Here is a 12970-nt window from a genome sequence, read left to right as displayed (position 1 = left end):
CGCGCATGGCCTTCGACGCTTTCGCCCTCATCCTCGCCATGCTCGTGCTGGGCTATGCCTTCCAGCGCCTGCGGGTGCTGCCGGACAACGCGGCGCAGACGTTGAATCTCGTCGTGCTGTACGTGTGCCTGCCGGCGGCGGTGCTGCGCTATGCGCCGCGGCTGCACTTGGAGCCGGCGCTGATCGGGATCGCGGTGGTGCCGTGGGTGCTGCTGCTGGCGACGATTGTGCTGGTGACGCTGCTGGCGCGCCTGTTGCGGTTCCGGGATGACGAGCGCGCGGTGCTGTTGCTGACGGTGGCGCTGGGCAACACCAGCTTCCTCGGCTATCCGCTGACGCGGGCGCTGATCGGGGAACACGCGCTGCCGTACGCGGTGATCTACGACCAGTTCGGCGCGTTCCTGATCCTGTCGACGTTCGGGCTGTGGGTGCTCGCGCGTTACGGCGGCGATCGCAAGCCGAGCCTCCGCGAGATGCTGGCGCGGGTGGTGCGCTTCCCGCCGATCTGGGCGCTGGTGCTCGGCTTCACGATCATGCCGGCCGAGCCGCCGGCGTGGGTCGCGGGCGGGTTGCAGCGGTTGTCCGACGCGCTGCTGCCGCTGGCGATGCTGACCATCGGCCTGTCGGTGAAGCTGGCGCTGCCGCGCGACGAGCTGAAGCCGCTCGCCGCCGGTCTGCTGCTGAAACTCGCGCTGCTGCCGGCGCTGGCGCTGCCACTGGTGCGGCTGCTGGGCCTGCACGGCGAAATGGCGCGGACGACGGTGCTGGAATCGGCGATGCCGTCGATGGTCACCGCCGGTGCGCTGGCGATCTCGCACGGTCTCGCGCCGCGGCTGGCGGCGGCGATGGTCGGCTACGGCCTGCTGCTGTCGCTGCTGACGCTGCCGCTGTGGGCAGGCGTAGGATGAGCACATGATCAGCAACGACCTCGACATCGACCGCTGGCGTCGCGCACTCGCGATGCACGGCCGCGTGCAGATTCCCGATTTCCTCCAGCCCGCCGCCGCCGAGGCATTGGCGCGCGAGTTGTCCGAGCGCGTGCCGTGGCAACTGGCCGAACGCAGCGGTGGTACCTCGCGCACCACGCCGCGCGGCGCGTATCCGCAGGGCGCGGACTACGATCGGCTGATCGAGGCCGGTTACGCCGCCGCGGCGAACAGCTACCAGTTCGCCTACGACAGCTACATGCTGCTGAAGGCCGCGCGCGAGGGCTGGGACCCGGAGTTGCTGGTGCACGGCGTGCTGCGCTTCCTCAACACGCCCGACTTCCTCGACTTCGCCCGCCATCTCGGCGGCGATCCCGCGATCCGCCACGTCGTCGCGCAGGCCACGCGCTACCGCCCGGGCCAGTACCTGATGCCGCACGACGACGAAGAGGCCTCCGAGCAGCGCCGCTACGCGTTCGTCATCAACCTCAGCCCCGGCTGGCGGCCCGACTGGGGCGGGCAGCTGCAGTTCCTCGAACGCGACGGACACGTGCAGGAGACGTTCCTGCCGCGCTGGAATTCGCTGAGCCTGTTCCGGGTGCCGCAGCGGCACCAGGTCACGTTCGTGACGCCGTGGGCCGCGGTGCCGCGGCACGCGATCACCGGCTGGTGGCTGGCGAGCTGACGCCCGTCGGTGCCCGGCCGGTCAGGGCGCCGGGGTTTCGAATGCGACTTCGGCGGTCGCGGATTTCGTCCGGGCCCGGAACCAACCGACGATGCGGTCGCGCTCGGCATCGTCCACGGCGTGGGTCGTGCGCACGGTCAGCTGCACCACGGGCGTTTTGCCGTTGCCTTCGCCGAGCCGGTAGCCCTGGCTCAGCGTCACCGTCACGGCATCGGGCAATTGCGCCCGGAGCTCCGCGGCGATGTCGGCGGACTGGTCGAGCAGTGCGTCGCGGGCGGCGATCGTCTCACGCAGCGCGGCGAGTTCGGCATCCTTCTTCTGCAGCGCGTCCTGGCTGTCCTTGTAGAGGTCGCTGAGCAGGCTGGACTTGAGCGCGCCCACGTCGACGCGTTCGTTGCGGCCCGCCTGGTGCACCACCAGCCGCGCACGATCCAGGCCGCTCGCCGGCAACCTCTGTTCGATCGCCTTCAGCACCGGCGCATCCAGCGGCAGGCCGATCAGCGACACCTCGACAATGCCGGTCTTCGGATCCACCCGGGTGTCGGCGACATGCGCGCTGTCGAAGCGGAATTCCTCGCGCACGAACGCCAGCGCGCGCGACTTGAACACTTCCTGCTGCACCAGCCGATAGGCCAGCCACGCGCTGGGCAGCGAGGTCGCCAGCGCCAGCAGCAGCACCGACGCGCGGATGCGGTGTTCGGTGCGCTTGTCGACGAACGCATGCGGTGGCACCCGCACCAGGCGCAGACCGAGCAGCGTCGACAGCGCGATGAATACGCAATTGATCGAGTACAGGTACAGCGCGCCACCGAAGTACGCCCATTGCCCGGTGGCGATGCCGTAGCCGGCGGTGCACAGCGGCGGCATCAGCGCGGTGGCGATGGCGACGCCGGGGATGACGTTGGATTTTTCCTCGCGGGTGATGCCGATGACGCCGGCGAATCCGCCGAACAGCGCGATCAGCACGTCCCACAGCGTCGGCGAGGTGCGCGCCAGCAGTTCGGACTGGGCTTCGGCCAGCGGCGTGATCGCGAAGTACAGCGTGGACACGGCGAGGCTGATCGCCGAGGCGATCGCGAGGTTCCACAGCGATTTGCGGATCAGCGCGAAGTCGTACACCGCCGCGCCCAGGCCCACGCCCATGATCGGCCCCATCAGCGGCGAGATCAGCATCGCGCCGATGATCACCGCGGTGGAATTCACGTTCAGGCCGATCGACGCGATGAAGATCGCCGCCATCAGGATCCACGGCGTGGCGCCGTGCAGGTCCACGCCGTCGCGGATGCGGCGTTCGATCACCTCGTCGCCCGCCTTGTCGGCCAGCAGACTGAAGCGTTGGCCGAAGGACCGGGTCGGTACGTCAGGCGTGGGCTGCGTCATCGGGAGCTCCGGGCGGTGCGTGGCGGCAGGCCGCCATGGTGCCGGCAATCGCCGTCGTCGGCGAGGCAGGCGGGTACCGGCGCCGCCCGCACGGGCCTGGAGCGGGCGCGGTCCGGGATTGTTGATCCCGATCAAGGCCCGCAAACCGCGTCCGGCTATCGTCACGCCGGGGCAGGAGCCCCGATATCCCGCGAGGCACGCATGTCGACCACCCTGTTCCAGAACGATACCCACCGCTGCATCGCCTTCAGCGACCTCGTCGCCGGTGGAGAAGGCGTCCAGGCCAACCAGTTCCTCGTGATCGACCATGGCGAGGCCGCGCTCATCGACCCGGGTGGCGACCTGCTCTACACGCCGCTGTGGCTGGGGGTCAGCAGCCACGTGCAGGCATCGCAGGTCCGCTGGATCCTCGCCTCGCACCAGGACCCCGACATCATCGGCGCCGCCGACCTGTGGTTGGCGAACACGCCGGCGCAGATCGCCTGCTCGCGCCTGTGGGGCCGGTTCGTGCCGCACAGCATCTCGCACCTGCAGGCCGGCAAGCTGGGCGGGGACCGCTTCGCGCTGCTGCCCGACGAAGGCGGCGAGATCCCGCTGGGCTGCACGGCACTGCACGCGTTGCCCGCGCATTTCCTGCATTCGGTCGGCAACTTCAGCTTCTACGACCCGATCAGCCGGATCCTCTTCTCCGGCGACGTCGGCAGTTCGCTGGTCCGTTCCGGCGCAACCTACGCCCCGGTGCCGGATTTCGACGACCACGTGCACCTGATGGAAGCGATCCACCGCCGCTACATGGGCTCGCGCCGCGTCGCGCGGATGTGGGTCGACATGGTGCGCGCGCTGGATCCGGCGATGATCGTGCCGCAGCACGGCCTGCCGCTGGACGGTCGCAGCATCCCGGCGTTCCTCGACTGGCTGTACGACCTGCGCTGCGGCATCGACCTGCTGGACGAAGGCCTGTTCCGCTTGCCCGAGTCGCTTGCGGTCCCCGCCTGAGACGCGAATCCGCCATGCCGGTGCGGTAGGCTGCGCGCCGGATCTCGGCGCGAGGGCACGGCATGCGGTGGAGTCGGAAATGCGGTGTGTTCGCCTGCCTGCTGGCAGGCGCATGGCTTGCGGGCGCGGGTGTGCCCCAGGCGCGCGCCGGGGACCCGGCCGCGCCGCCCATCCCCCGTCCGGCCGAACCCTGTTCCGATGTACCGCTGATGCTGCGCCAGACGTGTCGCGACGCCGAGCGCCGCGCCGATGCGGCACAGCGCGCCTACGCGCTGTGGCTGGCCGACCGTCTGGCCGAAGACGGCGGCGTCCGCGATCTCGCCTTCGCGCTGTTCGTCCGCCGCGGTGCGCTGCTCACGCCCGAAGTCCTGGCGGGGATCGCCGACGGCAAGGCCGTGCCACCCGACCCGGTGCTCGAACGCTGGTACCGCAAGGCGTATGCGAAGGCCGGCCGCGACGGCGTGGCGTGGTCGCTGCTGGCGTCCGCGTGGGGCCAGATGGCGATGCCCCGGCCGGCGGACCGCAACGCCCAGGTCGCATGGGCGAAGGCCGATCGCGACAACCTCGCGCCGCTGCTGCTGGCGCTGCGCGAGGGCGAGGGGCTGGACGTGGTGTTCGCCGCGCTGCCGGCGCGCCCGCACAACCGCGTGTACTGGAACGCCGTGCAGGCGCTGGCGATGGACGCCGTGCGCCGGCATCCGCCGACACCCGAGTGGCGCGACGCCATCCCCGCGCTGCGCGACAAGCCGCTGGAGGCCTACGGCCAGGAACTGGGCACCGCGGTCGAATTGCCGTCGTACCGCGGCCTGCTCGAAGCCTGCACGCCGCACGACACCGTGGATCGCCGCACACCATGCCGTGCGCTTGGCGCCACGATGCAGGACGCTTCCGACGTGCTGATCGGCCGCATGATCGGCAACCTGCTGCTGCGCCTGAACGCCGTCGATGACGCCGGTCGCGCTGCCGCCCATGCGGGCTGGCGGCCGCTGTTCTGGCGCCAGCGCCAGCTCGGCGCCCACGGCGACGCCCGCTACGACGCCGCGTACCGCGACGCGCTGCGCGCCGATCCCGCGGCCGACGAGATCACGCTGATCGACCGCGCCCTGCGCGCCGTCGGCGCCGACCCCGTGCCGCCGGCCGACTGGGAAACCGCGGTGCCCTGAGGCGTCTCGCCCGGGCCGTCACTTTCCCCGGGGATCCACCGTTCCGCGTTGCGTTCTTGCCGTCATCCTCGCGCAAGCGAGGACCCATGCCGGACCGCCGCTGATGTCCGGGTCCTTGCTTGCGCGAGGATGACGGGGGGCGATCGAATCCGATGTCGGCCGGCGCTGATTGCGGGCCCTTGTTCCAACTCGGTGGGCGAAGTCGTGCTGCAGCGGAGAGACGAGTCGCTCCGGACCAGGGTCAGGCGTAGGTCTGCACGCCGATATGGCGATCGAAACCGGGTTGCTCGGCATGCGGGAGACGTGAACGGGCGAGTCGCAGCGAGAAACCGCCATGCAGCGTGCCGTTGTCGTTGATCATCCAGTCCATCACGTCGGCATTCGCCACTCTCACCCGGTCCTGAAGCGCGTATTCGGTGAAATCGCCGGGCAACTCGAAGATTTCGCCGATGAAACCGTCGTCGTCGTGTGCGATCACGATCAGCCACAGGTAGGCCCGGTAACCCGGGTCCTGCACCAGCGTCTTCACCAGCGGCGTGGCGTGGGCCGTGCCGGGTTGCGACAGCAGCGTCCGGAAGGTATCCAGCGTCCGTTGCGCCTGTTCGATCGTCTCCCGGAACGCGCTGTCGTCATCGCCGACGAACGTGAAGCGGGCGCCGGGATCGAGGTCAGGTTTCCGGCCCAGTTCGCGCCTCAGCATCTGCCAGTCGTACCAGCAGTTTTCCGGGTCGAGGTCGGCGTACCCGCGCTTCTCCGCCATGGCGGCGATGGCGTCCGGCGACACCATGATCACCGCCGCCTGATCGCGGATCGCGAGTGCTTCCGCCTCGTCGAGCGGTCTGCCTTTCCGATCCTCGGCGTGGATCAGCAACGTGCACAGCGCGGGCATGAATAGCGGTACGAGTGTTTCGTCGTTCATGCCATCCGCCTCAATCCGCCGACACCGTCCGCGCCGCCGCCCATTCGCGCAGGGCGGTGACCTGTTCGGCCATCAGCACCGACAGCGGACGGGTGTTCTTCAGTTCGGCGCGCAGGTGGAAGTCGTTGAGCGGGTGGTTGGCGGCATGCGCGGTGTACAGCGCGGCGACCACGGCCTGCTCGATCTCGGCGCCGGAGAAGCCATCGGATGCGCCGGCCAGTGCGGCCAGGTCGAACTTGTCGGGATTGGCGCCGCGGCGGTGCAGGTGCACGGCGAACAGTTCGGCGCGGGCTTCGGGCGTGGGCAGGTCGACGAAGAAGATCTCGTCGAAGCGGCCCTTGCGCAGCAGTTCGGCCGGCAGGTCCTGCACCTGGTTGGCGGTGGCGACGAGGAACACCTGCTGCCGGCGTTCCGACATCCAGGTCAGGAACGTGCCCAGCACGCGGCGCGAGACGCCGCCGTCCTCGCCGCCGGAACTGGCGAGGCCCTTCTCGATCTCGTCGATCCACAGCACGCACGGTGCCAGCTGTTCGGCCGAGGCCAGCGCGTCGCGCAGGTTCTTCTCGGTCTCGCCGTGGTACTTGTTGTACAGCGCGCCGAAATCCAGCCGCAGCAGCGGCACGCTGAAACCGGCGGCGATGGCCTTGGCCAGCATCGACTTGCCGCAGCCCTGCACGCCCAGCAGCAGCACGCCGCGCGGCGGGTCCAGCCCGGGCGGCACGTTGCCGTCGACGAACGCGGCGCGACGCAGTTCGATCCAGCGCTTGAGGCGCCGCGCGCCGATCACCTGGTCCAGCTTCACCGGGTCGAAGGCGTAATGCAGGTGGCCGCTGCGGTTGACCAGCTCGAACTTCAGCTTCGCCAGTTCCGGCAGGTCGTCGGCGTTGAGCACGCCGTCGCGGAAGATCAGGTGGCGGGCGATGCGGCGCGCGTCGGTCTCGGACAGCCCGCGCAGGTTGCGCACGATCTGCTTCACCGCCTCGGCGTCGACCTCCACCCGCTTGCCGCCGTGCTCGCGGGCGTAGGCGACGGCCTCCTCCTTCACCATCCGCAGCAGCGCGTCGCTGGTCGGCAGGTGCGGGCGGTAGCGCACCGCGTAGGCCTCGAGGTCCTCGGGCAGCTCGATCTTCTGGCCGACCAGCACCACCACGTGCGGCAGGCAGTTGCGCCGCTGCAGGATGTCGCGGACCTGGCGCAGGGTGCCGGCGTAGCGCAGGTAGGGGGCGAAATCGAGCAGCAGGTAGACGCCGCGCTGCTCGGCGCGATAGATCGCCTGCAACGTGGCGCCGGCGTCGGGTGCGCTCTGCGCCTCGTCCTCGCGGTCCATGTCGATGCGGCGCAGGCCTTCGGTGATCGACCAGCGGAACAGCGCGCGCCAGACGTGCATCAGCGACTGCCGGAACAGTTCCACCACCCGCGGTTCGTCGGGGGTCTCGATGACGATGAGGGGGGTGTCGGCGCGAATCAGCGCCACGAGGTCCTGCAAGCCGCTCATGGAGTCCTGGACGATGGAGGGAAAGGCCTCCCGGAAGCCGCGAAACGATAGCAAAGCGGCGGCGTCCGCGGGCGGCACGCGTCCAAGTGCCTGATCCGTCAAGGGCCGCGTCGTCCGGGCTTGCCCGGGAGGGCGGATTCCGGTGCTAAGCTGCGGGCACTTCACTGCGGAGGTGCCGATGAAAACGGTTCTGGTCGCCAGTTCGAAGGGCGGGGTGGGCAAGACCACCATCGCCACCCACCTGGCCGCGCACGCCGCGCTGGCCGGCCAGCGCACGGTGCTGGTGGATGCCGACCCGCAGCATTCCTCGACCCGCTGGGCCGAGCGCCGCGCCGAGCTGGAGAGCGCGGTGCTGCCGGTCGACGGCACCCGCCGCAACTGGGCGAAGCACGTGCCCGACGACGCCCAGCGCATCATCGTCGACGCCCCCGCCGGCGCCACCGCCGACAGTCTGGAGGACGTCCTGGAAACCGCCGATGGCCTCGTCGTGCCGGTGCTGCCGTCCACGCTCGACATCGACGCCACCGTCGGCTTCCTCAACGGCATCGCCAAGCACCCGCGCGTGCGCCGCGGCCAGATCCGCGTGGGCCTCGTCGGCAACCGCCTGCGCCCGTGGACCAACGCCTCGCAACAGGCGGTGGCGCTGCTCGAACAGTGGCCCTACCCGGTCGTGGCGCAGCTGCGCGACAGCCAGGCCTACGTCGTGCTGGTCGGCCTCGGCCGCAGCCTGTTCGACTACCACTCGCAGAACGTCCGCGACCACCAGGACGACTGGGCGCCGCTGCTGAAGTGGGTGAAGAAGGGGTAAGGCCGCATGACGGGAATGGTCACGATCCGTCGGCGTCTCCGGCGCCGGAAGTATTTGTTCTGGATCACCGGCTATCTGGGGCTGTGCGGTGGCGTGATCCTGATCCTGTTGGCCGAAGCCGCGGCGCGTCCGGTGTGGACGTACGCGGGCTGGGCATTGCTGGCGATCGGTGTGATCGCGTCGTATGTCTCGTTCGCCCGGATCCGCTGCCCGCGTTGCAACGGCAACATCGGCCATCTTGGAATCGATGCGCTCTCCGGACACTGGCTGTGGGCGAAGCCCATGGCGTTCTGCCCGTACTGCAAGGTCGATCTGGACGCGCCGTTCTCGCCATGACGCAGCTTCGCAGCGGACGATGGTGCGCGTGAAAGCCCACGGATGACGCCCATCGCGCAACCGACACCGCATTCGCGGGCCGAAGTCACGCTCGACCCACAACTGCGGCCGGATGCGATCCGCACGCTTGCCTCAGGCGGTCCGATCGAATGCCTCACGCTCGGCCATGGTCGTCTGCTCGACGCCAGGCGCGCGAAACGCCTGCACGCGCTGCCGCCGACGCGATGGCTCTGGCTTCGGTGCGAAACGACGCGGTCCGCGGTCCGACAACTCGTGTGCATTCCCGGGCTGGAAACGCTCGACGTGATGCAACTGTGCGGTCCCGGGGCCGTGTCGGGTTTCGCCGACGTGGCCGCGCTGCGCAGCCTGCGGATCAACGGCTGGTTGCATGCTCGTGACCTGCGCGGGATCGCTGCGTCTCCGTCGATCGAGACCTTGGGCGCGCAGGGTGCCGGACTGACGCTGCGTGCGCTGGAGGCGCTGCTCGCGATGCCGCGTCTGCGGAATCTCGATCTCGAAGGCACCGATTTCGACGATGCCATGGCCTTGGCGGTGTCCCGGTCGACCACGCTGGAGCGGCTCGAACTCGGCAAGACGCGCCTCACCGGCACGGGTGTGGCGCATTTGGCGCGCATGCCACGACTGCGTGGCCTCGATCTGTGGGCGACGCCGGTGTCGGAAGCGGACTGCGCGATGCTGTGCGAACTGCCTGCCCTCGAATACATTTCGCTGGGCGGCTACGACGACGCTCCGATGGACGGTACTGCATTGCTGCCGCTGCTGCTGGCGATGCCGGCGCTGAAGCGCGTGTGGCTGGATGGCGTGCGGCTGGATCGCGACCAGATCGCGGCGTTGGAGGCACGGTTCGAGAGTGTCCGCATCAATTGAACGGCGCATTGCAAAACGGATGCCGCATGATCGGTAGAGCGGCCTGACCAGCCTGTCGGCTGTTGAGGACCAAGCCACTGTTCCCAATGCCACTGAAGGCAAAAGCAGCGGCCTCAAGGCCGCTCCACCGAGCGCTGGTCTTCGCCGGGAACGGCAGGTTGCCGCGCCGGCACGCCGCGATCTTGACGACCGTCAAGCCATATCCCAGCAACAGGCGCCTATCATCCGGCATGGCCGCGCCCGCCGACGCGACGACAGCCTTGTCCGGATCCGTCGCGGACGACCGGGGGGGCGCCCGTGTTCCGCGCCCGCGGGCTCGGCAAGGTCTATCGCATGGGCGAGGTGGAAGTGCCGGCGTTGCGCGACGTGGACCTCGACATCGCGCGCGGCGAATTCATCGTGCTGCTGGGACCCTCCGGCAGCGGCAAGTCGACCCTGCTGAACATCCTCGGCGGACTGGACACGCCCACCGCCGGCGAGGTGTCGTATTGCGACCACCGCCTCGACGGTGCCGACGAGGCCGCGCTCACCCGCTTCCGCCGCGACCATGTCGGCTTCGTGTTCCAGTTCTACAACCTGATCCCGAGCCTGACCGTGCGCGAGAACGTGCAGCTGGTCGCCGACATCGCCACCGACCCGATGCCGGCGGACGAGGCGGTCGAGCGCGTCGGCCTCGCGCCGCGCCGCGATCATTTCCCTGCGCAGCTGTCCGGCGGCGAACAGCAGCGGGTAGCGATCGCGCGCGCCATCGTCAAGCGTCCCGACGTGCTGCTTTGCGACGAGCCGACCGGTGCGCTGGACTACCAGACCGGCAAGCGCGTGCTGGAGACGATCGAGCGCATCAACCGCGAGCTGGGCACCACCGTGGTGGTGATCACCCACAACGCGTCGATCGGCGGCATGGCCGACCGGGTGATCCACCTCGCCGACGGCAGGATCCGCGAGATCGTGCGCAACGCGCACCGGATCGGTTCCGACGAGCTGGCGTGGTGACGGCATGCGCGCCCTCGACCGGAAGCTGCTGAGGGACCTGAGGCTGCTGTGGAGCCAGGCGTTGACCATCGCGCTGGTGGTGGCCAGCGGCATCGCCGGTTTCGTGACCACCCTGAGCGCGGTCGATTCGCTGGCACGGGCGCGCGAGACCTATTACGCCACCGATCGCTTCGCGGACGTGTTCGCCGGCGTGGTGCGCGCGCCGGACGCGCTGGGCGCGCGGCTCCGCGCGCTGCCGGGCGTGACCGACGTGCAGACCACGATCGAATTCACCGTGCGCATCGCGGTGCCGGGTTCGGCCGACCCCATCCTCGGCCACCTGATCGGGTTCGATCCTGCGCATCCGCCGCGCATGAACCGGGTGTCGCTGCGCGCCGGCCGCTGGCCGACCGCCGGCGTCCGCCAGGACGGGGCCATCGAAGCGCTGGTGTCCGAAGGTTTCGCCCAGGCCCGCGGGCTGGCGCCGGGCGCGGAGGTGTCGGCGCTGGTCAACGGGCGCCATCGCACGCTGCGCATCGTCGGTATCGCGTTGTCGCCCGAATACGTGTTCGCCGGGCTCGGCGGCATGCCCGACCTGCGTGGTTTCGGCGTGTTCTGGGTCGACGGCGAGGCGCTGGCGGCGGCGTACGACATGCGCGGCGCGTTCAACCGGATCGCGATCAAGCGTGCGCCGGGCGCCGCGGAGACGGCGGTGATCGCCGAGGTGGAGCGCGCGATCGCGCCCTGGGGCGGCCGCGAGGCGCACGGTCGCGAGGACCAGACCTCGCACGCGATGCTCGACAACGAGATCCGCGAGCAGCAGGTGCTGGGCACGGTCCTGCCGTCCATCTTCCTGGCGGTGGCGGCGTTCCTGCTCAACGTGGTGGTGTCGCGGCTGGTCGCGACCCAGCGCGAGCAGATCGCGGCCCTGAAGGCGCTGGGTTACCCCAACCGCAGCATCGGCGGCTATTACCTGCGCCTGGTGCTGGCGATCGTGGCGACGGGACTGCTGCTGGGCGTGCCGGCGGGCAAGTGGCTGGGCACGCTGTTCGTCGGGCTGTACGCCGAGTTCTTCCATTTTCCGGCGCTGCCGCACCGGCTCGCGCCTTCGCTGGTGCTCACCGGCGCGGCGATCGTGTTCGTCACCGCGGTACTCGGCACGCTCAATCCGCTGTACGCGACGATGCGCCTGGCGCCGGCCGAGGCGATGCGGCCGCCGGCGCCGGGCCGTTACCGTCCGACCCTGGCCGAGCGACTGGGGGCGGCCCGCCTGCCGACGATGCTGCGGATGATCCTGCGCAATCTCGAGCGCCGGCCGCTGCGCAGCGCGCTGTCGGTGCTGGGCGTGGCGGCGGCGGTGGCGATCGTGGTGATGGGCAACTTCTTCCGCGACGCGATCGAGGCGGTGGTCGACAGCCGCTTCAATCTGGAAATGCGCGCCGACGTGATCGTGTGGATGACCGATCCGGTGCGCGAGGACACCGGGCGCGCCCTGTCGCGCCTGCCCGGCGCGATCGCGGTCGAGCCCGGGCGGGACGTGGCCGTGCGTCTGGTCCACGGCCACCGCAGCGAACGCATCCTGCTGCAGGGTTACGCGGCGCGTCCCGCGCTGCGGCGCATCGTCGACATCGACAAGCGCGAGGCGCTGCCGCCGGAAGACGGCCTGCTGATGACCGATCGCCTCGCCGAGCGGCTGGGCCTGCGGGTGGGCGACGCAGTGCGGATGGAGACGCTGGAAGGCGGCACCGTGGTCCGCGAGGTGCCGGTGGTGGCGACTGTGCGCGACATGATGGGCCTGAACGCGTTCATGGAGCGTCGCGCGCTCAACCGGCTGCTGGGCGAAGACGACCTCGCCACGCAGTTCTCGGTGGCCGTCGAACGCGGCGGCGAAGGCCGCTTCCTGGCGGCCGCCACGGCGGCGCCGCGCATCGCCGGCGCCTTCAGCAAGGCCACGCTCTGGCGCAACATGCAGGAGATCACCGCACGGAACATCCGGATCATGAGCACGCTGCTGACCACCTTTGCGGCGGTGATCGCGGTCGGCGTGGTCTACAACAACGCCCGGATCGCGCTGGCCGAGCGCGGCTGGGAGCTGGCCAGCCTGCGCGTGCTGGGCTTCAGCCGCGCGGAGGTGTCGACCCTGTTGCTGGGGGAACTGGCGATCGTGATCGCGCTGGCCCTGCCGCTGGGCATGCTGGCCGGCAACGGCCTGGTCCATCTGGTGGTGGAACTGATGCGCAGTGACCAGTTCCACTTCCCGGTGGCGATCCAGCCGCGCACCTACGCCTTTGCCGCGCTGGCGGTGCTGGGGGCCGGTCTGGGAAGTGCGCTGGTGGTGCGCCGGCGGGTGGACACGCTGGACATGGTCGCGGTGCTCAAGACCCGGGAATGAAGGAGACGTC

Annotated in this window: 13 protein-coding genes; 9 read left to right on the top strand and 4 right to left on the bottom strand. The window is 70.0% G+C overall.

The genetic code is table 11. The features are described 5' to 3' along the window. Positions 1-5: 5 nt before the first annotated feature. Positions 6-908, top strand: a complete 903-nt coding sequence (locus tag ACT53R_RS15865; RefSeq protein WP_476172876.1) for an AEC family transporter — start codon at positions 6-8, stop codon at positions 906-908. A gap of 4 nt (positions 909-912) precedes the next feature. Continuing rightward, the gene (locus ACT53R_RS15860) at positions 913-1611 is read left to right on the top strand and encodes a 2OG-Fe(II) oxygenase family protein (protein ID WP_476172875.1); all 699 of its coding nucleotides are present in this window, start codon (positions 913-915) and stop codon (positions 1609-1611) included. 21 nt (positions 1612-1632) lie between these two features. Here ACT53R_RS15860 and ACT53R_RS15855 read toward each other — a convergent pair whose 3' ends face one another. Further along, positions 1633-2991, bottom strand: coding sequence for a DUF389 domain-containing protein (locus tag ACT53R_RS15855; RefSeq protein ID WP_476172874.1), 1359 nt, complete (start codon positions 2989-2991; stop codon positions 1633-1635). 201 nt (positions 2992-3192) lie between these two features. On the opposite strand from ACT53R_RS15855, the gene ACT53R_RS15850 reads away from it, so the two are divergent. Both ACT53R_RS15850 and ACT53R_RS15845 read left to right on the top strand, forming a co-directional pair. Then, positions 3193-3987, top strand: a complete 795-nt coding sequence (locus ACT53R_RS15850; RefSeq protein ID WP_476172873.1) for an oxygen-binding di-iron domain-containing protein — start codon at positions 3193-3195, stop codon at positions 3985-3987. Between the two features lie 209 nt (positions 3988-4196). Then, on the top strand, positions 4197-5150 hold the full coding sequence (locus tag ACT53R_RS15845; RefSeq protein WP_476172872.1) for a hypothetical protein: 954 nt from the start codon (positions 4197-4199) through the stop codon (positions 5148-5150). Positions 5151-5391: 241 nt separating this feature from the next. On the opposite strand, the gene ACT53R_RS15840 is transcribed toward ACT53R_RS15845, so the two are convergent. Both ACT53R_RS15840 and ACT53R_RS15835 read right to left on the bottom strand, forming a co-directional pair. Beyond that, positions 5392-6069: a DUF2314 domain-containing protein gene (locus tag ACT53R_RS15840; protein ID WP_476172871.1), complete on the bottom strand. Its 678-nt coding sequence runs from the start codon at positions 6067-6069 to the stop codon at positions 5392-5394. 10 nt (positions 6070-6079) lie between these two features. Continuing rightward, positions 6080-7564 carry an AAA family ATPase gene (locus tag ACT53R_RS15835; protein WP_476172870.1) on the bottom strand — a complete coding sequence of 495 codons (1485 nt, stop codon included), beginning with the start codon at positions 7562-7564 and terminating at the stop codon, positions 6080-6082. Between the two features lie 178 nt (positions 7565-7742). On the opposite strand from ACT53R_RS15835, the gene ACT53R_RS15830 reads away from it, so the two are divergent. The 3 genes from ACT53R_RS15830 to ACT53R_RS15820 all read left to right on the top strand — a co-directional run bounded on the left by ACT53R_RS15830 (position 7743) and on the right by ACT53R_RS15820 (position 9596). Continuing rightward, positions 7743-8372 carry a nucleotide-binding protein gene (locus tag ACT53R_RS15830; protein ID WP_476172869.1) on the top strand — a complete coding sequence of 210 codons (630 nt, stop codon included), beginning with the start codon at positions 7743-7745 and terminating at the stop codon, positions 8370-8372. A gap of 54 nt (positions 8373-8426) precedes the next feature. Beyond that, complete coding sequence (locus ACT53R_RS15825; RefSeq protein ID WP_476172868.1) at positions 8427-8708, top strand: hypothetical protein; 282 nt, start codon at positions 8427-8429, stop codon at positions 8706-8708. Positions 8709-8981: 273 nt separating this feature from the next. Continuing rightward, positions 8982-9596: a hypothetical protein gene (locus ACT53R_RS15820; protein WP_476172867.1), complete on the top strand. Its 615-nt coding sequence runs from the start codon at positions 8982-8984 to the stop codon at positions 9594-9596. Here the strand turns inward: ACT53R_RS15820 and ACT53R_RS15815 are convergent. Next, complete coding sequence (locus ACT53R_RS15815; RefSeq protein ID WP_476172866.1) at positions 9589-9792, bottom strand: hypothetical protein; 204 nt, start codon at positions 9790-9792, stop codon at positions 9589-9591. The two genes, ACT53R_RS15820 and ACT53R_RS15815, sit on opposite strands and share 8 nt — an antisense overlap. A 101-nt stretch (positions 9793-9893) precedes the next feature. Here ACT53R_RS15815 and ACT53R_RS15810 point away from each other — a divergent pair, with 101 nt between their 5' ends. Further along, complete coding sequence (locus tag ACT53R_RS15810) at positions 9894-10589, top strand: ABC transporter ATP-binding protein (protein WP_476172865.1); 696 nt, start codon at positions 9894-9896, stop codon at positions 10587-10589. Positions 10590-10593: 4 nt separating this feature from the next. Further along, positions 10594-12960 carry an ABC transporter permease gene (locus ACT53R_RS15805; protein ID WP_476172864.1) on the top strand — a complete coding sequence of 789 codons (2367 nt, stop codon included), beginning with the start codon at positions 10594-10596 and terminating at the stop codon, positions 12958-12960. Positions 12961-12970: the final 10 nt, after the last annotated feature.

The organism is Lysobacter sp. DMC104 (genome assembly GCF_056313665.1).
Note: the sequence above shows the minus strand (reverse complement) of the source record. Positions and strands in the feature narration are given on the sequence as shown.

What these genes read in the sequence shown, in the direction of transcription:
- ACT53R_RS15855 (WP_476172874.1), bottom strand. Translation starts at nt 2,991, where the DNA reads ATGACGCAGCCCACGCCTGACGTACCGACCCGGTCCTTCGGCCAACGC.
- ACT53R_RS15850 (WP_476172873.1), top strand. Translation starts at nt 3,193, where the DNA reads ATGTCGACCACCCTGTTCCAGAACGATACCCACCGCTGCATCGCCTTC.
- ACT53R_RS15805 (WP_476172864.1), top strand. Translation starts at nt 10,594, where the DNA reads ATGCGCGCCCTCGACCGGAAGCTGCTGAGGGACCTGAGGCTGCTGTGG.
- ACT53R_RS15830 (WP_476172869.1), top strand. Translation starts at nt 7,743, where the DNA reads ATGAAAACGGTTCTGGTCGCCAGTTCGAAGGGCGGGGTGGGCAAGACC.
- ACT53R_RS15840 (WP_476172871.1), bottom strand. Translation starts at nt 6,069, where the DNA reads ATGAACGACGAAACACTCGTACCGCTATTCATGCCCGCGCTGTGCACG.
- ACT53R_RS15845 (WP_476172872.1), top strand. Translation starts at nt 4,197, where the DNA reads ATGCTGCGCCAGACGTGTCGCGACGCCGAGCGCCGCGCCGATGCGGCA.
- ACT53R_RS15865 (WP_476172876.1), top strand. Translation starts at nt 6, where the DNA reads ATGGCCTTCGACGCTTTCGCCCTCATCCTCGCCATGCTCGTGCTGGGC.
- ACT53R_RS15835 (WP_476172870.1), bottom strand. Translation starts at nt 7,564, where the DNA reads ATGAGCGGCTTGCAGGACCTCGTGGCGCTGATTCGCGCCGACACCCCC.
- ACT53R_RS15860 (WP_476172875.1), top strand. Translation starts at nt 913, where the DNA reads ATGATCAGCAACGACCTCGACATCGACCGCTGGCGTCGCGCACTCGCG.